Source organism: Streptococcus mitis (genome assembly GCF_946190325.1).
Classification (GTDB): Bacteria; Bacillota; Bacilli; order Lactobacillales; family Streptococcaceae; genus Streptococcus; species Streptococcus mitis_CF.
In genome coordinates, this window is the sequence record NZ_CAMHZR010000002.1 from 290,432 (window position 1) to 311,900 (window position 21,469).

General features: G+C 41.1%; 21 protein-coding genes and 1 pseudogene. 10 read left to right on the forward strand and 12 right to left on the reverse strand.

Annotated elements, in window-relative coordinates; translation table 11 throughout:
- Positions 1-61: 61 nt before the first annotated feature.
- The 5 genes from N8M95_RS04365 to N8M95_RS04385 all read left to right on the forward strand — a co-directional run bounded on the left by N8M95_RS04365 (position 62) and on the right by N8M95_RS04385 (position 4,682).
- Positions 62-1,228, forward strand: coding sequence for a tyrosine-type recombinase/integrase (locus N8M95_RS04365; RefSeq protein ID WP_261116684.1), 1,167 nt, complete (start codon positions 62-64; stop codon positions 1,226-1,228).
- A gap of 160 nt (positions 1,229-1,388) precedes the next feature.
- Positions 1,389-2,333, forward strand: coding sequence for a magnesium transporter CorA family protein (locus N8M95_RS04370; protein WP_000815623.1), 945 nt, complete (start codon positions 1,389-1,391; stop codon positions 2,331-2,333).
- An 11-nt stretch (positions 2,334-2,344) separates the two neighbouring features.
- Entirely contained in the window at positions 2,345-3,022 is a 678-nt protein-coding gene (locus N8M95_RS04375) for a DUF1129 domain-containing protein (RefSeq protein ID WP_261116685.1), read from the forward strand.
- A gap of 256 nt (positions 3,023-3,278) precedes the next feature.
- Positions 3,279-4,313 (forward strand): S66 family peptidase, encoded by a 1,035-nt coding sequence (locus N8M95_RS04380; protein ID WP_261116686.1) that lies wholly within the window; start codon positions 3,279-3,281, stop codon positions 4,311-4,313.
- 105 nt (positions 4,314-4,418) lie between these two features.
- On the forward strand, positions 4,419-4,682 hold the full coding sequence (locus N8M95_RS04385) for a SemiSWEET family transporter (RefSeq protein WP_000166114.1): 264 nt from the start codon (positions 4,419-4,421) through the stop codon (positions 4,680-4,682).
- An 82-nt stretch (positions 4,683-4,764) separates the two neighbouring features.
- Here N8M95_RS04385 and N8M95_RS04390 read toward each other — a convergent pair whose 3' ends face one another.
- The 3 genes from N8M95_RS04390 to mutL are packed head-to-tail and all read right to left on the reverse strand — an operon-like array spanning position 4,765 to position 7,896.
- Entirely contained in the window at positions 4,765-5,328 is a 564-nt protein-coding gene (locus N8M95_RS04390; RefSeq protein ID WP_120719094.1) for a DNA-3-methyladenine glycosylase I, read from the reverse strand.
- Between the two features lie 9 nt (positions 5,329-5,337).
- The gene (gene ruvA / locus N8M95_RS04395; protein ID WP_000273417.1) at positions 5,338-5,931 is read right to left on the reverse strand and encodes a Holliday junction branch migration protein RuvA; all 594 of its coding nucleotides are present in this window, start codon (positions 5,929-5,931) and stop codon (positions 5,338-5,340) included.
- 15 nt (positions 5,932-5,946) lie between these two features.
- Positions 5,947-7,896: a DNA mismatch repair endonuclease MutL gene (mutL, locus tag N8M95_RS04400; protein WP_261027265.1), complete on the reverse strand. Its 1,950-nt coding sequence runs from the start codon at positions 7,894-7,896 to the stop codon at positions 5,947-5,949.
- Positions 7,897-8,102: 206 nt separating this feature from the next.
- Here mutL and N8M95_RS04405 point away from each other — a divergent pair, with 206 nt between their 5' ends.
- Both N8M95_RS04405 and N8M95_RS04410 read left to right on the forward strand, forming a co-directional pair.
- Positions 8,103-8,543, forward strand: a complete 441-nt coding sequence (locus N8M95_RS04405) for a LytTR family DNA-binding domain-containing protein (RefSeq protein WP_120719092.1) — start codon at positions 8,103-8,105, stop codon at positions 8,541-8,543.
- Positions 8,540-8,998 (forward strand): DUF3021 domain-containing protein, encoded by a 459-nt coding sequence (locus tag N8M95_RS04410; RefSeq protein WP_120719091.1) that lies wholly within the window; start codon positions 8,540-8,542, stop codon positions 8,996-8,998. The genes N8M95_RS04405 and N8M95_RS04410 overlap by 4 nt, the downstream gene beginning before the upstream one ends.
- Before the next feature lie 41 nt (positions 8,999-9,039).
- Here the strand turns inward: N8M95_RS04410 and mutS are convergent, their stop codons facing one another.
- Positions 9,040-11,574 carry a DNA mismatch repair protein MutS gene (gene mutS / locus N8M95_RS04415; RefSeq protein WP_261116687.1) on the reverse strand — a complete coding sequence of 845 codons (2,535 nt, stop codon included), beginning with the start codon at positions 11,572-11,574 and terminating at the stop codon, positions 9,040-9,042.
- Between the two features lie 50 nt (positions 11,575-11,624).
- Positions 11,625-12,071, reverse strand: coding sequence for an arginine repressor (argR, locus tag N8M95_RS04420; RefSeq protein WP_001231476.1), 447 nt, complete (start codon positions 12,069-12,071; stop codon positions 11,625-11,627).
- Between the two features lie 134 nt (positions 12,072-12,205).
- Between argR and argS the strand changes: the two genes are divergently transcribed.
- Positions 12,206-13,897: an arginine--tRNA ligase gene (gene argS / locus N8M95_RS04425; protein WP_261116688.1), complete on the forward strand. Its 1,692-nt coding sequence runs from the start codon at positions 12,206-12,208 to the stop codon at positions 13,895-13,897.
- 203 nt (positions 13,898-14,100) lie between these two features.
- Entirely contained in the window at positions 14,101-14,346 is a 246-nt protein-coding gene (locus N8M95_RS04430; RefSeq protein WP_042751768.1) for a hypothetical protein, read from the forward strand.
- Between the two features lie 166 nt (positions 14,347-14,512).
- On the opposite strand, the gene nrdI is transcribed toward N8M95_RS04430, so the two are convergent.
- From nrdI to N8M95_RS04455, 5 genes are all read right to left on the reverse strand, one after another.
- On the reverse strand, positions 14,513-14,977 hold the full coding sequence (gene nrdI / locus N8M95_RS04435) for a class Ib ribonucleoside-diphosphate reductase assembly flavoprotein NrdI (protein WP_020901834.1): 465 nt from the start codon (positions 14,975-14,977) through the stop codon (positions 14,513-14,515).
- Positions 14,978-15,049: 72 nt separating this feature from the next.
- Positions 15,050-15,583, reverse strand: a complete 534-nt coding sequence (locus tag N8M95_RS04440) for an ABC transporter permease (protein WP_033682431.1) — start codon at positions 15,581-15,583, stop codon at positions 15,050-15,052.
- Positions 15,584-15,643: 60 nt separating this feature from the next.
- On the reverse strand, positions 15,644-16,930 hold the full coding sequence (locus N8M95_RS04445; protein ID WP_261116689.1) for a response regulator transcription factor: 1,287 nt from the start codon (positions 16,928-16,930) through the stop codon (positions 15,644-15,646).
- Positions 16,931-16,941: 11 nt separating this feature from the next.
- A complete protein-coding gene (locus N8M95_RS04450; RefSeq protein ID WP_314725962.1) occupies positions 16,942-18,612 on the reverse strand; it encodes a sensor histidine kinase in 1,671 nt (556 codons plus the stop codon).
- Positions 18,590-19,204 (reverse strand): YesL family protein, encoded by a 615-nt coding sequence (locus tag N8M95_RS04455; RefSeq protein WP_084928753.1) that lies wholly within the window; start codon positions 19,202-19,204, stop codon positions 18,590-18,592. Before N8M95_RS04455 ends, N8M95_RS04450 begins: the two co-directional genes overlap by 23 nt.
- 134 nt (positions 19,205-19,338) lie before the next feature.
- Here N8M95_RS04455 and N8M95_RS04460 point away from each other — a divergent pair, with 134 nt between their 5' ends.
- On the forward strand, positions 19,339-19,908 hold the full coding sequence (locus tag N8M95_RS04460; RefSeq protein ID WP_261116690.1) for an MptD family putative ECF transporter S component: 570 nt from the start codon (positions 19,339-19,341) through the stop codon (positions 19,906-19,908).
- A gap of 29 nt (positions 19,909-19,937) precedes the next feature.
- On the opposite strand, the pseudogene N8M95_RS04465 reads toward N8M95_RS04460, so the two are convergent.
- Positions 19,938-20,177, reverse strand: a pseudogene (locus tag N8M95_RS04465) (ABC transporter permease); the annotation flags it as partial.
- 16 nt (positions 20,178-20,193) lie between these two features.
- Entirely contained in the window at positions 20,194-21,438 is a 1,245-nt protein-coding gene (locus N8M95_RS04470; protein WP_261116691.1) for an MFS transporter, read from the reverse strand.
- Between the last annotated feature and the right edge of the window lie 31 nt (positions 21,439-21,469).

Genomic DNA, 21,469 nt, shown 5'->3' on the forward strand with positions numbered 1-21,469 from the left:
TGATATAAAACCTTTTTGATAATGGCTTGCCTGCTGATGTATTTTAGAAAGGTTTATCATCATGAAAATAACTGAAGTTATAAAAAAAGACGGTAGTAAAGTCTATCGTGCTAATGTATATCTAGGAGTTGACCAGGTAACAGGAAAGAAAGTTAAAACTAAGGTAACAGGGCGGACACAAAAGGAAGTTAAGCAGAAAGCTACTCAAGAAAAAATTGCTTTTCAGAAAGCAGGGTCTACTAGACAAAAGGCTAGCACCATAAAAAACTATCAAGAATTAGCCAATCTCTGGTTAGAAAGTTATAAGAATACGGTTAAGCCAAACACTCAAGGCAATGTTAGAAAGTTAATTGATAATCATATACTGCCTATTTTCGGGGCTTACAAGCTCAATAAGCTCACTACTCCACTTATCCAGTCAATTATCAACGAACTTGCTGACAAGACTAATAGAGGGGAAAAAGGGGCTTTTCTACATTATGACAAGATACATGCTTTAAACAAACGTATCTTACAGTATGGCGTAACCATGCAAGCTATACCGTCCAATCCTGCCCGTGATGTTGTTTTACCTCGTAACACTCAGAAAGCAAAGCGGAGAAAAGTAAAGCACTTTGAAAATCAAGAACTAAAAAAATTTCTTGGTTATCTCGATAATTTAGATACTCATAGATATCGTTATTACTATGAGGTAACGCTCTATAAGTTTCTACTAGCTACTGGTTGCCGTATCAATGAAGCTTTAGCCCTTTCCTGGTCTGATATTGACTTAGATAATGCCGTTGTGCATATTACCAAAACACTAAATCGGGATCTAGAAATCAATAGCCCAAAGTCAAAGTCTAGTTATCGGGATATAGATATAGATCAGGAGACTGTTAGCATGCTAAAGCAGTACAAACTACGCCAAACTAAAGAGGCTTGGAAGATAGGGCAACGTGAAAGCGTGGTATTTTCTGATTTCATTCATGACTATCCTAGCAGTTCAAGACTTAAAAGAAGATTGCAAACACATTTTAAGCGTGCTGATGTTCCTAGCATTGGCTTTCATGGATTCCGTCACACTCACGCTAGTTTATTGCTTAACTCTGGTATTCCTTACAAAGAACTCCAGTACCGCCTAGGTCATTCCACTTTATCAATGACCATGGATATATACAGCCACCTCTCAAAAGAGAACGCAAAAAAAGCAGTATCATTCTACGAAACTGCACTAAAAGCACTATAGGGGGAGCAAAAAGGGGAGCAAATTTAAAAATCAACATTTCAAGACAAAGCAAAAAGCCAATAACAACGGTGCCTTTGTAAGATTTTATTTGAAAAAAGCCGATTTTGTAGTATAATAGTACGGTGTGAAAAAATCTGAAAAATGAGAAAGGATAAGGGATATGAAACAAGTTTTTCTCTCTACAACAACTGAATTTAAAGAGATCGATACGCTTGAACCGGGTACTTGGATCAATCTCGTCAATCCGACTCAAAATGAATCACTCGAAATCGCCAACGCCTTCGATATTGATATTGCCGACCTCCGAGCACCGCTCGATGCGGAAGAAATGTCTCGTATTACGATTGAAGACGAGTACACCCTGATTATCGTTGACGTGCCGGTCACAGAAGAAAGAAATAACCGCACCTACTACGTCACCATACCGCTTGGTATTATCATCACCGAGGAAACCATTATCACTACGTGTTTGGAACCATTACCGGTCCTCGATGTCTTTATCAACCGTCGATTGCGTAATTTCTACACTTTCATGCGTTCGCGTTTTATCTTTCAGATTCTCTATCGCAATGCAGAGCTTTACCTAACAGCCCTTCGTTCAATCGACCGTAAGAGTGAACAAATCGAAAGTCAACTGCATCAATCAACTCGTAATGAAGAATTGATTGAGCTCATGGAATTGGAAAAAACCATCGTCTATTTCAAGGCCTCCCTCAAAACAAATGAGCGCGTGATTAAGAAATTGACCAGCTCAACCAGCAACATCAAGAAATACCTTGAGGACGAAGACCTGCTTGAAGACACCCTGATTGAAACCCAACAGGCCATCGAGATGGCAGACATTTATGGAAACGTCTTGCATTCTATGACAGAGACCTTCGCCTCTATCATTTCCAACAACCAGAACAACATCATGAAAACCTTGGCCCTTGTGACCATCGTCATGTCCATCCCAACCATGGTCTTTTCTGCCTACGGGATGAACTTTAAGGATAATGAAATCCCCCTAAACGGCGAGCCAAATGCCTTCTGGTTAATCGTCTTTATTGCCTTTGCTATGAGTGTCTCGCTCACTCTCTATCTCATCCATAAAAAATGGTTCTAAGAGGAGTTCCTATGTCTCAGATTGATCTACAAAAATTAACTAAGAAAAACCAAGAGTTTATCCACATTGCTACCCAACAATTCATCAAAGATGGGAAAACAGACGCTGAAATCAAGGCAATCTTTGAGGAAGTCATTCCCAAAATCCTTGAAGAGCAAGCCAAGGGTACGACTGCTCGTTCTCTCTATGGCGCACCGACCCACTGGGCTCATAGTTTCACTGTCAAGGAACAATATGAAAAAGAGCATCCAAAAGAAAATGATGATCCAAAACTCATGATTATGGACTCAGCTCTTTTCATCACTAGCCTATTTGCCCTCGTCAGCGCCCTCACAACTTTCTTTGCGGCAGATCAAGCTTTCGGCTATGGATTTGTCACTCTCCTGCTAGTTGGACTGGTTGGTGGATTTGCCTTCTACTTGATGTACTACTTTGTTTACCAATATTATGGACCAGACATGGATCGCAGTCAACGCCCACCTTTCTGGAAATCTGTACTAGTTATCCTAGCTTCTATGTTCCTTTGGTTGCTTGTCTTCTTTGCAACAAGCTTCCTACCAGCCAGCCTTAACCCAGTACTGGCTCCAGTGCCACTGGCTATTATCGGAGCAGCCCTCCTAGCCCTACGCTTCTATCTCAAGAAACGCTTGAATATCCGTAGCGCAAGTGCAGGACCAACACGCTATTAAGAAGAATCAAAAAAGCAACTGCAGGTGCGGTTGCTTTTTCTTGCTTTCTTGATATACAATAGAACTTCTGACTCTAATCCATATAGTCTTCTCTCATCTTTTGTGATAAAATAGGCTCATACTCAATGAAAATCAAAGAGCAAACTAGGAAGCTAGCCGCAGGTTGCTCAAAGCACAGCTTTGAGGTTGTAGATAAAGCTGACGTGGTTTGAAGAGATTTTCGAAGAGTATCAATCTATTTCTAGGAGGATGAGATATGATTTCTACTATTGGTATTATTAGTTTATCTAGTGGCATTATCGGAGAAGACTTTGTCAAACACGAAGTGGACTTGGGTGTCCAACGTCTCAAGGACCTGGGAATCAATCCTATCTTTTTGCCCCATTCGCAAAAAGGCTTAGACTTTATCAAGGACCATCCTGAAGCTCGTGCAGAGGATTTAATGCAGGCCTTTTCTGATGATAACATCGACATGATCCTATGCGCCATTGGTGGAGACGATACCTATCGCTTACTACCTTATCTTTTTGAAAATGACCAACTACAAAAGGTTATCAAACAAAAGATTTTTCTTGGCTTCTCGGATACAACCATGAACCATCTCATGTTTCATAAACTAGGAATCAAGACTTTTTATGGTCAATCCTTTTTAGCAGACATTTGTGAACTAGATAAAGAAATGCTGACCTATAGCCTTCACTACTTTAAAGAATTGATTGAGACAGGAAGAATCTCAGAAATTCGCCCTAGCAATGTTTGGTATGAGGAACGAACTGATTTTAGTCCCAAAGCTCTGGGGACACCTCGTGTCAGTCATACAAATACCGGTTTTGAGTTGTTGCAAGGAAATGCCCAATTCGAGGGAAAAATCCTCGGTGGTTGCCTCGAATCTCTCTACGATATCTTTGACAACTCTCGATACACAGATAGCACGGAGCTCTGCCAAAAATACAAACTTTTCCCTGACTTGTCAGACTGGGAAGGAAAAATCCTCTTACTAGAAACAAGCGAAGAAAAGCCTAAGCCGAAAGACTTCAAAAAGATGTTGCAAACTTTAAAGAACACTGGTATATTCGAGGCCATCAGTGGACTCCTGGTCGGGAAACCTATGGATGAAACTTTCTATGACGACTATAAAGAGGCACTATTGGATATCATTGACAGCAATATCCCGATTGTCTATAATCTGAATGTCGGCCACGCAACTCCAAGAGCAATTGTACCCTTTGGGGTCCATGCTCATGTAGATGCACAGGAACAAGTCATTCGCTTTGACTATAACAAAAAATAAATAGTTTCTCTATTTTTATGCTTTTGTATTGGTTTTCGTTACAATTTGTATCTGAATTTATTGCATTTCGCTAATTTCTATGATATCCTTTTAAAGGAGGTGTATATGACAAAACAAAAAATTAATCGAATCGTAGGTTCTATTGGTGCCTTTATTGGAATTATAGTATTTATTGCCTACATACCTCAAATTATCGCTAATTTACAGGGAAATAAAGCTCAACCATTTCAACCTTTATCAGCTGCAATATCTTGCTTAATCTGGGTTATTTATGGATGGACAAAGGAACCTAAGAAGGATTGGATACTAATCATTCCAAATTCAGCTGGTGTTATTTTAGGTGGAATCACTTTTCTGACTTCACTCTAACCAATCTAATAGTATATATAAAAAGCTGGGAAAAGTTTCTCAGCTTTTTTCTATTCTAAGATATTCTAGTCACCTATACCCACTAATGACCGCTTTTCCACTCACAATCATTCTCATGGTCATCAACTAGTCCTGCAGCCTGTAGAAAAGACAAGACAGCGACTGGGCCTGTGAACTTAAAGCCTCGTTTTTTGAGATCTTTGGCCAATTTCTCAGACAAGGGTGTTTTAGCTGGGGCTTGGCGGTAATCGGAAACATCGTTAACGATCGTTTTCCCCTCAACAAAGGACCAAAGATAGGCATCAAAAGAGCCATATTCTTCCTGTAGTCGTAAAAATGCTTGGGCGTTAACGCGTGTAGCAAAAATCTTGGCTCTGTTTCGGATGATAGCTGGATTATCCAGCAAGGCTTCCAATTCGGTGTCGGTCATCTCTGCGACTGCTTGAATTTGATAGCCATGAAAGGATTCTCGGAAAGCTTGGCGTTTGTTGAGTACCGTTTCCCAAGACAGGCCTGCCTGATAGGTTTCCATACACAATAACTCAAACAATGCTTGGTCATCATGTAGGGGCTGCCCCCACTCCTCATCATGATAGGCAATGTAGAGCTGATTGGTCATCTTGACCCACGAACAACGTTTTGTCATGTTCTGCTCCTATTTGACCAACATTTTGAGGGCAGACTTGATGTAATTCTCAGCTGTATCTGTCGTTCCTTCAAAGAATTTCTTGATTTTCTTGAGCTCAGTTGCCTTGTAGCCCAGTGCCAACATGGCTTCCATAGCTTCTTCCAATTCTTGGTTTTCAGCGCTAGCTTGCACTGCCACCTTAGCAGGAAGGTCATCTCCTGCAACTACTACCTTGCCTTCCAAGTCCAGCACCATCTGCTGGGCTGTTTTCTTGCCAATTTTAGGGAACTTAGTCAAGTAGGTGATGTTCTTGGTTTCAATGGCTTGAACCAAGCCAGCATTGTCATCAGCAGCGATAATAGCAAGAGCTGATACAGGACCAATCCCAGATACCGAAATCAGACTGAGAAAGAGCTTTTTCTCGTCTTCTGAGCGAAATCCATAAAGCAGATGGGCGTCCTCACGTACAACTTGATGCACATAAATTTGAGCTTCTTGGTTAACCTGACCTGAATAAGCATAGGGATTGGCCACATGCAGGATATAACCGATACCGTTGGTTTCAAGAACAATGTATTTAGCAGTGATTTTGGTAATGATTCCTTTTAAATATTCGTACATAGTTTTCCTTTTAGTTTAGTATTTCCCCAACTCACGTAAACTGGTGTGATTTTCCTGAATGCGTCGGAACATTTTTTCCATATCTGACTTGGTAAAATGTACCAAAACAGGACGTCCGTGGGGACAGTTGTAGGGATTATCACATTGAGAAAGTTGATAAAGCAGCTGTCTAGCTGAATGGTCATCAATACGATGATTGGCCTTAATCGACCGCTTGCAGGACATCATGATAGCCAGCTCTGCTCGGTATTTCTTGATAGAAACTTCCTTGGTCAAAAGGAGCATGTCACACATTTCATAGATGCCTGACTCAATCTCTTCTTCTGCCATCCAAATAGGATGTTCACGTAGGATAAATTGATTTTCTCCATACTCTGCTAGAAAGACTCCCACTTCCTCCAAAAGTGCCATCCTTTCTTTGAGGCGGAGGGCATCATCCGCTGGAAATTCAAAGATATAGGGCACTAGGAGTTGCTGCTGGCTCTGGTCAACATTACCAATGCTTTCACGGTACTCCTCGTACTTAACCCGTTCCTGAGCCGCATGTTGGTCTATGATGTAGAGCCCATCTCGCCCTTGAGCAAAGAGATAGGTTCCATGCATTTGCCCGAAAAATTCCAACTCTGGAAAGCTTGAAGATTCTTCTCGCTCCAGCTTATCATAGGCCTTATCAAGGCTAGCAAGATCTAACTCTGGATGGTCTAATTGATCGTAGTTAGCTGGCTTTCTCTCTGCAAAATGCAGTTTTGCTGGCTTGGTCAATTGGTCCAAGGTTTCCTTGGCAAACAAAGTCAAGTCTTGTCCTGCATCAGTCAATTCTACCTGATAATCAGCTACTTCAGCTTGACTAGGTCTTGTCGGCTCTTTTTTCTCATAGTAGAGCGTATTTTCTTTGAGTGGGAGAATGGTCTGCTCCACCTTTTGACGATTGCGCACGGTCGATTTGGCAAGATTTTCCAAGGCATCAGGTATCAAGGCTTGTTCCTTGAGACTATTTGCAATAGCTTCTGAGACCAGCGTCATCAGTTCTTTTTCCTTAGAAATCCGCACCTCTTGCTTGGTTGGATGCACATTGACATCAGCCAGATAAGGGTCGATATGGATGTGAATGACAGCCAACGGAAAGCGTCCCACCATGAGCTTACTTCCGTAACCATCTAAAATAGCACGATTGAGCAGGAAGTTCTTGATATAACGGCCATTGATAAAGAGACTGATATAGTTGCGATTAGCCCGAGTCAACTCAGGCAGGGAAACAAAGCCTGAAATTTCGAAATCAAGGTCAGAATTCTCAATTTCAATCATCTTCTTGGCACTGACCAAACCGTAAATCCCTGCAATAGCTTGACGCAGTTGACCAGTCCCAGCTGTCCGCGTCATTTCCTTGCCATCACTAATCAAGCTGAAAGAAATCTCAGGATGGGCCAAACCCAGACGATTGACAATATCAATGATATGGGACAGCTCCGCTTGCTGACTCTTCATATACTTGAGGCGGGCAGGCGTGTTGAAAAAGAGGTCCTCCACACAAACCTTGGTTCCCACAGGACTAGTCGCTGGGATGACTTCTTCAACTTCTCCCCCACGCGCAACGAGCTTAGTCCCATGACTTGCGCCCTCAACTGCTGTCAAAAGAGTTAAAACGCTGACGGATGCGATAGAGGGCAGAGCTTCACCACGAAAACCAAGCGTCCGAATCCGAAAAAGATCTGCCTGATTTTTTATCTTACTGGTCGCATGACGACGCAAGGCCAATTCCACCTCATCGTGGGCAATTCCATGACCATTATCTGTGATTTGGATTTTCTTGAGACCTGCTTCCTCAATCTCAATGATAATCTGACTAGAGTCCGCATCAATAGCATTTTCTACCAGCTCCTTAACAACACTAGCTGGACGCTCAATGACCTCTCCAGCTGCAATCTGGTTTGCCAACACCTCTGGCAATTCAATAATATGAGACATCTTTCAGCCCCTTTCCGTATCTATTTTCCTAGAAATTGATTAGTGCTATTATACCATATTTCAGATAGGACAGAAAAGCAAGCGCCACATAGGAGTCAAATCCCTCCACATAGACAAAGTCCCTTGCCATAGGCTATAAAATAGTGTTTAATAAAGGTGTACAGGAAGTGATCACAATCTTGTATAACTGAAAAGGAGAGAAATTTATGAAAGTAGAACTACAGATTAGCGAGACTTACGAAGAGGAAAAGCTGATTGTGCAAGCACCTCAGCCGACAGATAAAGTCCAGAAAGTCATCGAGTTCGCAGAAAATCTGGATCTAACAGAAAAAATCAAAGGGAAAATCGATAATCAGGTCTATCTCGTTGAGATTGGTAAGATACAACGCTTCTATATCGAGAATCGGAAAGTTCTAGCAGAAACAGCAAGTCAGACCTACAGCATTGATTTGCGACTCTATCAGGTCCTTGAAATTCTGCCAACCAATTTTATCCAAATTTCCCAATCAGAAATCATCAATATCAACTCCATCTCTCATCTCAAGCTCACGCCCAACGGTCTGGTAGAAATTTTCTTGAAAAACGAAAGTTTCACCTACTCTTCACGCCGTTACCTAAAAACCATCAAGGAGAAATTAGAACTATGAAAAAACAAATCTTCCACGATGCAGCTGCCGGTGTTCTTATCGGCCTCATCCTCTCTATCATCTTTTCACTCATTTATGCACCAAATACCTACGCACCACTAAGTTCCGACTCTCTCATCGGCCAAGTGATGACCCAACATCAGATTCACGGTGCCCTGGTCTTGCTCTACTGCACACTGATCTGGGCAGCCATCGGTATTCTCTTTAACTTTGGCAACCGCTTATTCAGCCGTGACTGGAGCTTACTCCGTGCGACTCTGACTCATTTTTTCCTCATGCTAGTAGGCTTTATCCCACTAGCAACCCTAGCTGGTTGGTTCCCCTTCCACTGGAATTTCTACCTCCAGCTCATTATCGAGTTTGCAATTGTCTACCTCATCATTTGGACTATTTCCTATAAAAGAGCATCAAAAAAAGTAGACCATATCAATCAACTCTTGGAGCATAGAAAGTAATAGCAATAATCCCACTCACAAATGCATGAGTGGGATTATTTTTATAGTTTCTGTTTTAACTCAACCAAGACATTCATAGCCTGCATAGGTGTCATATTGTAAATGTCCAATTTAGCTAATTCTGCTAGGACAGGATGTTCTTCAGTCGTATCAAAGAGTGAAATCTGTTCAGTGACGGCACTTGTTTGTCTCATGGGAGCAGGACTTTCTGTTCCTTGACTCTCTAGCTGAGTCAAAATCTTATCCGCCCTTGCTAAAAGGTCTGCTGGCAAGCCAGCAATCTTGGCAACATGGATACCGTAGGATTTATCAGCTGGTCCTGGTTCAATTTTATGAAGGAAGGTGACCTGCCCATCCTGCTCCAAGGTTGCCACGTGAACATTGACTAAATGTTTCAAGCTGGACTCCAGACTAGTCAACTCATGGTAGTGGGTCGCAAAGAGGGTCTTGGCTCCGATATGCTCGTGAATGTATTCGATGATAGACTGAGCAAGAGCCATCCCGTCATAAGTTGCAGTTCCCCGTCCCAATTCATCAAAGAGAATGAGAGAGTCCTTGGTCGCATGCGAAATGGCATTGTTAGCCTCCATCATCTCTACCATGAAGGTTGATTGACCTGAAACCAAGTCATCTGCTGCTCCGATACGGGTAAAAATCGCATCAAAAATCGGTAAATGGGCGCTTTCTGCTGGCACATAAGACCCCATCTGGGCCATAACCGACGTCATGGCTAACTGACGCATATAGGTTGACTTTCCGCTCATGTTGGGCCCTGTAATCAGTTGAATACTGGTATCTTCTGCCATCTGAATCGTATTTGGAATATAGGTCTGAGCCCCCATAACCTTTTCAACGACAGCATGGCGCCCTTTCTGGATATCAATTCGCGAATCCTCTCCGAACTCTGGCCGAATCAAATGCTGGGTTTCAGCCACAACCGCCAGACTCTGTAAGACATCAACTGTCGCAATTCCTTGAGCTAGAGCCTGCAAACGCTGGATATACTTACTGACTTCCTCACGGATGCGCATAAAAATTTCATACTCTAGGTTTGCTGACTTTTCACGCGCCTCCAGCATATCTCCTTCGATACGGGCTAATTCTTCGGTTCCAAAACGTTCTGAGTTTTTCAGCGTCGCCTTGCGGAAAAAGTGAGCAGGCACATTTCCCAGTTGAGAATTGGTCACATGGAAATAGTAGCCATCCTTCTTATTGTAGTCAATCTTGAGCGTGCTGATACCAGAATTTTCTCGCTCCTTAGCCTCAATCTCAGCAATCCAGCTAGTCCCTTCTCTGAGAACGCGACGGTACTTGTCTAAAGTCTCATCAAATCCAGTCCGAATGATTCCTCCATCTGTAATCACATGAGGAGCTTCAGGAGCAATCGCTGCGCTAATCAAACTCTCCAACTCAGGGATTCCATCCAATTGTGCGATGAGATAAGCTAGAGCAGGTTGCTCCATCCCTTCTAAAATCGCACGAATCCGTGGCACACTGGATAAGGTGGTCGCCAACTGCAAGAGATCCTTGGGATTGGTTTTACCAAAAGAAACACGACTAGCCAAGCGTTCGATATCATAGACACCCTTGAGACTGTCTGTCAAATCACTACGCTCAAAGAAATGGTCGAGGAAGACCTGCACCACTTCTTGACGTTGGACGATTCGTTCCTTATCAATCAAGGGACGATGGATCCAAGACCGCAAGAGACGCATTCCCATAGCCGTCTTGGTTTCATCCAAAAGCCAGAAAAGACTACCTTGCTTCTTTCCTGAACGAGCATTCTCAACCAAATCCAGACTAGCCTTGGTCGCATAATCCATCTGCAAGAAATCCTTGATTTCATAGCGTATAACAGGCTTGAGGTGGTTCAATTCCCTCATCTGAGTTCGATGAACATACTGGAGCAATTTACTAGATGCCGCTTGCTCCACAGATGCCAATCGTGAATCCAGTAAATGAAGGTCTTCAAAGCCTTCTTTTTCATATGAAAGCACCAGATTCATCTGACGACTGAGGATTTGTTCTTCTTCCTCAGACAAGTCATAACCCAGCACCACTTCTCGCGCCTTGAGATTACGGATTTCCCCACAAACCAGCGTGAAATCCAAAAGACCTGTCACATAAAAGTCACCCGTCACCAGGTCCATATAAGCTAAGCCAAATTGATTGCCATCTCGATCTATAGCAACCAAGAAGTTGTTCTGACTGTCTGGCTTAGTGCTATCGACTACTGTCCCGGGTGTAATGACCTGAACAACCTCTCGTTTCACAACCCCAACTGCTTGTTTAGGATCTTCCATCTGCTCTGCGATAGCTACCTTATAGCCCTGCTCAATCAAGACATCTATATACTGCTGGGCAGAATGATAGGGGACACCCGCCATAGGAATCGGATTGTCGGCATTCTTGTTGCGACTCGTTAAGGAAATTTCCAGAATCTGCGCAGCATTGACCGCATCCTCATAAAATAATTCATAAAAATCACCCATCCGAAAGAGCAAAAACGCATCTGGATATTGCTTTTTAATATCCACATACTGTTGCATGCCGGGTGATAGCTTCTCTGTCGCCATTTTCCGTCTCTCCTTGTCAAAAATAAGTCTTGAGAGCGACTCTCAAGACCTTACTTATCTTTCATCAAATCTAGCAAACGATCTTCCATGAGTTTGGCAACGTGCTGGTCTCGACAAATAACCAATAAGGTATTGGCACCAGCAACTGTTCCTAAAATCCATTCATCCTTGTTTGCATCTACAATATTTGCCAAAACAGAGGCTTCTCCCAATTTGGTATGAAGTACCAAGGTAAACTCTGCTCTTGCAACACCTTCTAAATGATGAGACAAAAATTCCACCAAATCAATCTTTTCTGTCTCATTTGCTAGTACATAATACACCATATCATTTTTCTTGACCTTGGTCAAGCCGATTTCGCGCAAATCACGAGACAGGGTTGTCTGCGTCACAAAAACATTGTGCGCCTCCAACCGATCTTGAATTTCTTTTTGTGTACTTAATTTCTCCTCAGTAATCATTTTTTTTATTAACTGATGACGATCTCTTTTTCTCATAAAATCCTCTTATATGCATATTTATAACTAATTTTATAACTATATTATACCAAAAAAATAGGAGATTTCAAAAATTTTTTCTTCTTTCTTTAAAATTGTGATAAAATAGTAGAAAAGTCCAAAAGGAGCTCTTAATGAATACAAAAGAATTGATTGCTAGCGAATTGGCTAGCGTCATTGATAGCCTGGACCAAGAGGCTATTTTAAATTTACTGGAAACCCCTAAAAACTCAGAAATGGGGGACATCGCTTTCCCTGCTTTTTCTCTTGCTAAAGTCGAACGTAAAGCGCCTCAAATGATTGCGGCTGAACTGGCTGAAAAAATTAACAGTCAAGCCTTTGAAAAGGTAGTTGCAACAGGACCTTACGTTAACTTTTTCCTTGATAAATCTGCCATTTCTGCTCAAGTATTGCAAGCTGTTATCACTCAAAAAGAACACTATGCTGACCAAACTATTGGCAAACAAGAAAATGTTGTTATCGACATGTCTAGTCCCAATATCGCTAAACCATTTTCTATTGGTCACCTACGCTCAACTGTTATCGGAGATAGCTTGTCACATATTTTCCAAAAAATCGGTTATCAAACGGTCAAGGTCAACCATTTGGGAGACTGGGGTAAACAGTTTGGGATGTTGATTGTTGCCTACAAAAAATGGGGCGACGAAGAAGCTGTAAAAGCTCATCCAATCGATGAACTTCTTAAACTCTATGTCCGCATCAACGCTGAGGCTGAAAATGACCCTAGCTTGGATGAAGAAGCACGCGAATGGTTCCGTAAACTTGAAAATGGAGACGAGGAAGCTCTTGCACTTTGGCAATGGTTCCGTGATGAAAGTTTGGTGGAATTTAACCGCCTTTACAATGAATTGCAAGTCGAATTTGACAGCTACAACGGAGAAGCCTTCTACAACGATAAGATGGATGCAGTTGTAGATATTCTTTCTGAAAAAGGCCTTCTTGTTGAATCAGAAGGTGCCCAAGTTGTGAATCTTGAGAAATACGGAATTGAACATCCTGCACTCATCAAGAAATCTGATGGAGCAACTCTCTATATTACACGTGACTTGGCTGCAGCCCTTTACCGTAAAAACGAATACCAATTTGCTAAATCTATCTACGTTGTTGGTCAAGAACAATCTGCCCACTTTAAACAACTCAAAGCTGTCCTGAAAGAAATGGGCTACGGCTGGAGTGAAGACATTACTCATGTTCCTTTTGGTTTGGTTACAAAAGAAGGGAAAAAACTCTCTACTCGTAAAGGGAATGTCATCTTGCTAGAGCCTACTGTTGCAGAGGCTGTTAGCCGTGCCAAGGCCCAAATCGAGGCTAAAAATCCTGAACTAGAAAACAAAGACCAGGTAGCACATGCTGTTGGGGTTGGAGCCATTAAATTCTATGACCTCAAGACCGACCGTACAAATGGATATGACTTCGACCTAGAGGCCATGGTATCCTTCGAGGGGGAAACTGGCCCTTACGTTCAATACGCCTACGCTCGTATCCAATCTATCTTACGCAAGGCAGACTTCAAACCAGAAACTGCTGGCAACTATAGCTTGAATGATGCTGAAAGCTGGGAAATCATCAAACTCATCCAAGACTTCCCACGTATTATTAACCGTGCGGCGGATAACTTTGAACCTTCTATCATTGCAAAATTTGCAATTAGCCTGGCTCAAGCCTTCAACAAATATTATGCACATACACGTATCTTGGATGAAAGTCCAGAACGCGACAGCCGTCTAGCACTCAGCTACGCAACCGCAGTCGTTCTCAAAGAAGCCCTTCGCTTGCTTGGAGTAGAAGCGCCAGAGAAGATGTGATTCAGTACTAACAATTGGAACTAAAGTTCCTAATTGTTAGACGCTAGTCGCTTTTATGCGAACTAGCTAACCGCTTCACTAGTCATGTTCTCTAAATATAATCGATTTAGAGAACATGACGTCGTAACTATGGTGATTTGGTTAGGCGCTTCACTAAATCGATTTATTCACTACTACTTCTTTATCATACAGGGAGATATCCTATGAGCCAATATGCTTATATCCTCGTTGTGATTAGCTTGGTTTTCCTTTTTCTGCTTAATAAGTACGAGAAGGAGAGACTGCAAAAACTCTACCAAGAACAACTTTTAAAGGATGAAACATTTAGGTCTGACATCAAAGAGAAAATTCACACGACTGAAAACATCAATGATGTCATTGCTTACATCAATAAAACTTATCATCTAGGAATGTTGCTATCAAAAGACATTACAGATCAATTGAAATAATCAAAAACCGAGAAGAAAGCTTCTCGGTTTTTTTAGGGCATAATTTTTATCTTCCAACTATAGCAAATAACATTTATATTAAAAATTTTATAGGTAATTTTCATCTCTGCTATAGAGGGGGATATAATAGATTCTTTCTTCTAATGATTGAAAGATTGGTTTCAGCTTAACTTTCCAACTCATACAAATCTGCGATAATCGCTGCGACACGTTTGATATCTCCCAGCATACCTCGCATTTCAAAATCAGCCAATACAGGGAAGCCAAAACGTTGACTATATTGCTTGGCTGTCAGGCAGTATTGGTTATTAAAGTTACGATTTCCTGAACCAACCACACCAAAACACTTACTAGCATTGTCACCATAGGCGATAAAATCTCCCACTGGTGTCGTCAAAATCTCGACATCTCCGTTATCCACGCCATTCCCACCTTCTAGGTAAGTCGGCAAAAAAGCAACATAGGGATGGTCCATTTCATAGAAATCTTGGCCTTCTTTGACCAAATCCTTGATATGAATCTTTTGAACCTCAATTCCCTCGTACTGGGACAAGAGATAGTCTTTCAAGCGCGTCACAAAACTCTCCGTATTTCCGCTCAGACTGATGTAGACCAAGGAAACTTTTTTCATGTTCTCCTCCTTTTTTAAATCATAAAAAATAACTACCAAGATTGTATCTTGATAGTTATGCTTTGTCAACTCTTAGGCAAGTTCTTCCTCTTCTTGAGTTTCTGTCAATTCTTTTTGCTGACGCCACATTTTATAGAAGACGATTGCTAGGAAGATAACATTGAGTACGATCCCAAAAATAGCAGAACCTTTGGCACCAAGCTCCGCTCCCATACGGATGTTAGGGTCTGTAAAAAGTAAAACCGCATCCTGAACGCCGATAAAGTTGTAGATAGAACCAACGATGGCAACGAAGACATAAGCAAGATAAGTGTAGTTAGCCAATTGGATATTTTTACGAATAAGGAAAACCAAAGACACAACCACCAGAATAACAGATAAGACAACCAAGAGAATGTTGAAGATAGAATGACCATGCTCCGATACCTTAATGGTGTAAGCAACGAGCTCCTTAGCATAAGTAGCATTAACACCTGATGCTGATGTTTCTAGATTGTTCATACCCTCCGCAGTAGGTACTGGAGATATGATTCCAAATAGTGACATTGCTGAGAGTAAGGCTGAAAAAATCAGTAATACCCATAGATAGATTGGTTTCTTTTTCATGATAGAACCTCCTGATGTTATTATTGATATTATAGCACTTTTTGTAAAGGGATACAAATATTATAGTGTAGTTTCTACCTGTTTTCGGTAGGCTTTTGGCGATTTTCCGCACAATTTTCGGAACACTTTATAGAAATATCCAACATTACTGTAACCAACAGCATAACAAATATCTTCGATGCTGTCACTAGTTGAAAGCAAGAGTTGCTGGGCAGCCTTAATACGTTGTTTGTTTAGTAACTCTGCGAAGGTCGAATTGGTTTCACGCTTAATCAACTGCCCCAGATAGACAGGATTGATAAAGAGATCCTTACTGATATCCTTGAGAGAAAGTTCCTTCTGATAATCACGTCCAATGACTTCTAGCACACTGACCACATTTTCATTCATCCGATATTGTCCAAAGAATCGGGTCAGAGTTTCCTTGATATAAGGAACCAGTTCATCGAAGGACTGAATAGCATGAATCGTTTTGACGATATCTGTCAGGTCATCAGCTTTGAGATGTTCAAACAAGTGGAAGACATCCATGACAAACTGGATAAAAAGCTGTTTGGTAATCGGAACACGCGGCGTATTTTCAAGAACCACCTTCTCCAAAAGATTTAACTCTTCCACGATTTGATTGAGGTTCCCCTGAATGATAACCCTATAAATCGGTTCGTAATAGGTAAAGAGACTCTCAGACTGTTGTAGATTTACAGAGCCGTAAAAGAGGGCTTTCTCAGCATTCAGCTTCCAGCGTTCAAAGTGTTCTTGATAAGGAGCTTCAAAGGGAGTAACGACTAAACCATCTAGGGGTTGATCAGAAATAAAAATCTGCCAATCTTGACCCAAGACATAGTAGGGAATGGTGAAGGAGCCTTGCTTTTCCTTGGATAGGCCTATCCACCAATTCTCCTTACCTCCTAGATAACTAACAAATCCAGCCTCGTCTAAATCTTGACTGAGGGTCTGACTTTTCTTTCCTCTCTCACCGAGCTGACCTGCAATCTTCTCCAGCAGATTTCCCAACTCTACCTTATCAACAGGTTTGACCAGATAGTCCACCACACTAAGGTTCATTGCTCTTTTGACATAATCAAACTCCTGATAACCTGAGAGCAGGATATAGGCAACATCTGGTAAGATTTCTTTCATCTCCCGAATCATATCAAGCCCTGTTTTGTCGGGCATATTGACATCTGAAATGATGACATCGACGGGATTTTCCTGAACATATTCTAGGGCTTCATCGGCATGACTGGCTGTTGCGACGACCTCCATATCCCACTTATCAAAGGGAATCAAACGTTTCAGACCTTCTGTCACCATGTACTCATCATCTACTAATAATACTTTATACATTTTCTCCCTTTCTACTCATCTTGAATTGTAATACGATACTGAACACCTGCTTGCTCTGCAGAATCTATAGTAATAGCATATCGATCCCCAAAATAGAGCACAAAACGCTCATGGACATTGACAATCCCGATAGATTGCTTTTGATCACTGTAACTGGCTTGGTGTTCAAAATGTCTCTGACTTAATTTTTCTCGAATACTTGCCAGTTTTTCAGCTGACATACCACGGCCATTATCGACCACTAAAATTTCCACAAAACCATCCTGTTTAAGAGCCTTGATGCTAATCACATTATCTGTCCGTCTGTGGTCAACACCATGCGCGAAATAATTTTCTACCAGCGGTTGCAAGGTAAACTTGGGAATCTTCATATTCTCTAACTCTGGATCTATCTTGAAACCATAGGCAATGGACTTGGGATAGCGAACCATGCAGAGGTAGCTATATTTACGGCAAAATTCTAATTCCTGTTTGAGAAGAGTTTCTCTTTCGTCAGAAATATTGTTACGCAAGAGACTACTGAACTCATAAATGATATCTGCCAACTCATCTTGACTTTGCATGACTGCGTACATACGTAAAAATTCCAGCGTATTATACATAAAATGAGGATTGATTTGAGCTTGCAGGGCTCGCATATTGGCATCTTTTTGACTAAGCTCTAACTGATAAATATCATGGATATTCTTTTCCAAGCGATCCAACATATCATTGGTGGTCTCTGCGATTAAGAGCAATTCCTGATCCTTTTCAAGCGTATCAATGCGAAGACCTTCTTGTCCTTGGGCAATAGCTTGGATGGAATCCACCAGATCCACTACCTGCTTTTGATAATTAGCAAAAGTCTTCCTCAAAGTCAGATAGAGAATGACAATAAAGAGAAGGCTCAAGCCTACAATCAAAGCAGAGCTAGCCACTGTTCCTTGTAAAACAAAGTTTTTAGGAACTGCCACCTGAACCTGATATCCATGAGAAGTCATACCAACAAACCAGTTCTCATGTTCCCTATTGACCCTCTCACCAATATGAAAAATCTCCGTATCAAATGGTGATGTCACAGTAACAGCCATCGGAATATGACCTCGGGTATTGTCAATGGCATGATATAAAACTTCTGGATCCAAGGAGATGTAAATCACTCCTATAGATTGATCCGTTGCTGGGTCCAGAACTGGAATTCCAAAACTATTGACCTCTGGTTTAAAGGCTTCAGCTGGCAAGACATGACCACTTCTTTTATCCCTTGTTGAAACATAAACTTCTTTAAAATCCTGCAAGACGATTGCAACACCCGTTATAGAGTCATTTTGGACATAAAGATCATCAATATTTTCATACAGAGAAATAGAATTTGACGAAGCTGCTTGGTGCTCCAACAGCCAATAAAAATACTCAGAAGTTGACAAGCTAAAGTACTTATAAACCCCTTGTATCCGGTCTTGATTGGCTACTAAATCTTGCGCCAGTTGGGCTGATTCTCTATAATAATACTCCACCTCATCGACTGTTCGAGTGGTTACACGTTGGGCTACTCTTTGAGCTTCCTTTTCCCGTGAATCCCAGTCAGCGTAAGAGAGTAAGATTGCAAAACTCGCAATAATAATCATCATAACTGAACTGTAGGTTCTTAGAAGCGTATGTAGCCAAAACTGCTTCATTCTATTTTGTCGCCAATTTTTCATGGATACTTTCATAGACCGGTTCCAACATATCACTGATAAAGAAATGCCACATCCCAATTCCTACAAAGAAAAGTAGGGCAGGCATATAGTAACCAATTGCCACAAGTAGCACTGTCCCAAGGAGAACCTTGGCCACAGCCGCTAAGCTCATAAAGATGCCAATTAAGGATAGTTTGAGACTATTTCGATAAGACAAGTCAAAATAAACTTGTAATTTCAAAGATACTGTATAAGCCAAAAACAGCAGGGCAACTACTAGAACATTCAAAAAGGTCGCAATCAAATGAATAATAGTCTGATGAGGCAATTGAACCAAGAGATACAGGCCATAGACCAAAACTAGATCCACCCCTAAAAAGCTATAGAAAATCAGGTTGCTTGAGACGAAATTTTGCTTATAAAGAGACCAAGCCTCCTTCAAACTGTATTCCCGAAAGCTATAACCATGTTCTGCATACAGGCTCATCAAGGTGGCACTAGCCGGCGCTAGACCAAGGATAATCCCTCCCACCAAGGTTAGTAGCCAAAAGAAGGCTGTCGCAATCATCCCTAAAAAGAAACGATTAAAGACAAAGTCTAAAAATCTACCCATGATATCCCCCTAAAAATAACTATGAAACTATTATATCATATTTCAAGCGTTTTCAAAAACTTCTAGTATCCATTTACAATCCCATCAAACCGTGGTACAATGAGAATTGTGAAAAAATTATCAGGAGACAATTCATGAAAAAATCTATCTTAACTACACTGCTTTTTGCAGTTCTTTACTTCCTCTGCATGGGGATTGGTGTCCTTTTGGGCAATCTCTTTGACCAAGCTGGAAACATGTTTTATGCGCCTGCCTTTACTGCCCTTGTCGGCGGTAGCGTCTATATGATCCTAGTCGCAAAAGTTCCGCGCTTTGGAGCCATTACCACTATCGGCCTTGTCATTGCCCTCTTTTTCTTGGGAACTAAACACGGTGCTGGTGCCTTCCTTCCTGGAATTATCTGTGGTCTCCTAGCAGATGCAGTAGCTAGCCTCGGAAAATACAAGGACCAAACAAAGAACTTCCTTTCTTTCATTCTCTTTGCTTTTAGCACATCAGGACCAATCCTAATCATGTGGATTGCGCCCAAAGCCTATATGGCAACCCTTCTAGCAAGAGGAAAATCCCAAGAATATATCGACCGTATCATGGTCGCGCCAAACCCTGGAACCATCCTTCTATTTATAGCAAGTATTGTCATCGGAGCCCTAGTGGGTGCCTTAATTGGACAAACCTTGAGTAAAAAATTGGCACAGAAAATCTGATTACTAAAAAAGAGCCAGGCGGCTCTTTTTTATTTATGGCTCAATTTTTTGGTCAAGAAATCTCCCAAGAATTGGATCGCAAAGATAATCAAAATGATAATGATGGTTGCCAAGATGGTCACATCGTGATTATAGCGGTTAAATCCATAAGCGATGGCTACGTTACCGATACCACCAGCTCCAACCGCATCAGCCATAGCTGTTTCACCGACTAGTGAAATCAAGGTTACAGTCGTCACACGGATCAAATCTGGAAGGCCTTCTAGTAAGCCTGATTTTCCTAGGTTAAAATTTTTTACCCGAAAAACTTCTTTTTTCTAGTGATAAAATCAACCCTATCACACTCACTACCAAAAACACCCACCAACAAAGCCTGATATCTTGTAAAGCTAAGAAGGAAAATACAGACATCCCCAAGGGTAATGTTAGGGAAAAAATCATACTCAAGAGATTATTACTTCTAGCTAATACATCCGCACTCAAATTAGACAATAACAGAGCATCTAATTTAGGCATTGATTTCGACATCAAATACATGACAAAGGCTAAGCAGGCAACACCTACTAGAGGAGAAAAATCTAAAATATTAGCAGTAGCAAGTAATACAAACAGACTTGCATTGAGCGATAGCAAACTTGAAAACGACAATTTTCCAAAATAATCATGGGGGGTTAGGCTACCAAGAATAGCTCCTCCCAAGCTAACACATTCAATTAAAAATAGGGCTTGAGCATAGCTGAGATGATATATAGTATGATCTAATAAGTAAAAGTGATAAATACCTCCAACAGCTCCCCCCAAAGTATTCATCACCAAAATGACAAGGATCATTTTAAGCAATGATTTACTTTCTCTCTGTCTAAAGATATCATCCATGTCCGCATAGATTGCCTTAACTTGTTGAAGTAAACGAATCGACTCATTCTCTACCGTTACAGACAAATACGTCAATTCTCTTCTATTTTTGAACAAAATAAGAGAAGATAGTAAAAAGAAGCCAGCATTCATAATTGCAACAAAAGAAAAATTTTGGTGGCTTGTTGTGAGTAACCACACTCCTAAGGCTTGACCTCCTAGATTTAATAAATAGGAAACAAACTGAGTAAAGGAATAAGCTTCATAGAGCTTATCTTCCGAAATATTATACTGGATAATCGGCATACGCAGGCCTGCTGTATAATCTGATAAAACATCTGAACAGATATTAACCATACAGATAAAAGCAAACGTTACAAAGTTCTGGTCATGAATCACACTAGCAATCAAAAGAAATAGCAGACTTTGCACACAACCAACCCAGATAATTGTCCCTGCTTTATTCCGAGTATGATCAGCCTTCATCCCAACATAAAAAGTAAATAGAAAAGGTAAAATCGTAATCATATTCGCCATAAATACTGCTATATTTTTAAAGGGTAGACTCGCAGCATAAACGATAAATACCAGATTATAAATATAAGCTCCACTTGAGCTCAAAAACCTTGATAAGGTCAGTATTCTAAATAAATGATGTTTTAAAAATAGGTTCATAGCAGGCCTTTCTCACATTTCAAAGAGTATT

Coding starts and splice junctions, on each gene's coding strand:
- N8M95_RS04365 (WP_261116684.1), top strand. CDS start 62: ATGAAAATAACTGAAGTTATAAAAAAAGACGGTAGTAAAGTCTATCGT.
- N8M95_RS04405 (WP_120719092.1), top strand. CDS start 8,103: ATGAAAGTAGAACTACAGATTAGCGAGACTTACGAAGAGGAAAAGCTG.
- argR (WP_001231476.1), bottom strand. CDS start 12,071: ATGAGAAAAAGAGATCGTCATCAGTTAATAAAAAAAATGATTACTGAG.
- N8M95_RS04450 (WP_314725962.1), bottom strand. CDS start 18,612: ATGAAAAATTGGCGACAAAATAGAATGAAGCAGTTTTGGCTACATACG.
- N8M95_RS04430 (WP_042751768.1), top strand. CDS start 14,101: ATGAGCCAATATGCTTATATCCTCGTTGTGATTAGCTTGGTTTTCCTT.
- ruvA (WP_000273417.1), bottom strand. CDS start 5,931: ATGTACGAATATTTAAAAGGAATCATTACCAAAATCACTGCTAAATAC.
- N8M95_RS04470 (WP_261116691.1), bottom strand. CDS start 21,438: ATGAACCTATTTTTAAAACATCATTTATTTAGAATACTGACCTTATCA.
- N8M95_RS04445 (WP_261116689.1), bottom strand. CDS start 16,930: ATGTATAAAGTATTATTAGTAGATGATGAGTACATGGTGACAGAAGGT.
- argS (WP_261116688.1), top strand. CDS start 12,206: ATGAATACAAAAGAATTGATTGCTAGCGAATTGGCTAGCGTCATTGAT.
- N8M95_RS04410 (WP_120719091.1), top strand. CDS start 8,540: ATGAAAAAACAAATCTTCCACGATGCAGCTGCCGGTGTTCTTATCGGC.
- mutL (WP_261027265.1), bottom strand. CDS start 7,896: ATGTCTCATATTATTGAATTGCCAGAGGTGTTGGCAAACCAGATTGCA.
- mutS (WP_261116687.1), bottom strand. CDS start 11,574: ATGGCGACAGAGAAGCTATCACCCGGCATGCAACAGTATGTGGATATT.
- N8M95_RS04385 (WP_000166114.1), top strand. CDS start 4,419: ATGACAAAACAAAAAATTAATCGAATCGTAGGTTCTATTGGTGCCTTT.
- N8M95_RS04375 (WP_261116685.1), top strand. CDS start 2,345: ATGTCTCAGATTGATCTACAAAAATTAACTAAGAAAAACCAAGAGTTT.
- N8M95_RS04370 (WP_000815623.1), top strand. CDS start 1,389: ATGAAACAAGTTTTTCTCTCTACAACAACTGAATTTAAAGAGATCGAT.
- N8M95_RS04460 (WP_261116690.1), top strand. CDS start 19,339: ATGAAAAAATCTATCTTAACTACACTGCTTTTTGCAGTTCTTTACTTC.
- nrdI (WP_020901834.1), bottom strand. CDS start 14,977: ATGAAAAAAGTTTCCTTGGTCTACATCAGTCTGAGCGGAAATACGGAG.
- N8M95_RS04440 (WP_033682431.1), bottom strand. CDS start 15,583: ATGAAAAAGAAACCAATCTATCTATGGGTATTACTGATTTTTTCAGCC.
- N8M95_RS04390 (WP_120719094.1), bottom strand. CDS start 5,328: ATGACAAAACGTTGTTCGTGGGTCAAGATGACCAATCAGCTCTACATT.
- N8M95_RS04455 (WP_084928753.1), bottom strand. CDS start 19,204: ATGGGTAGATTTTTAGACTTTGTCTTTAATCGTTTCTTTTTAGGGATG.
- N8M95_RS04380 (WP_261116686.1), top strand. CDS start 3,279: ATGATTTCTACTATTGGTATTATTAGTTTATCTAGTGGCATTATCGGA.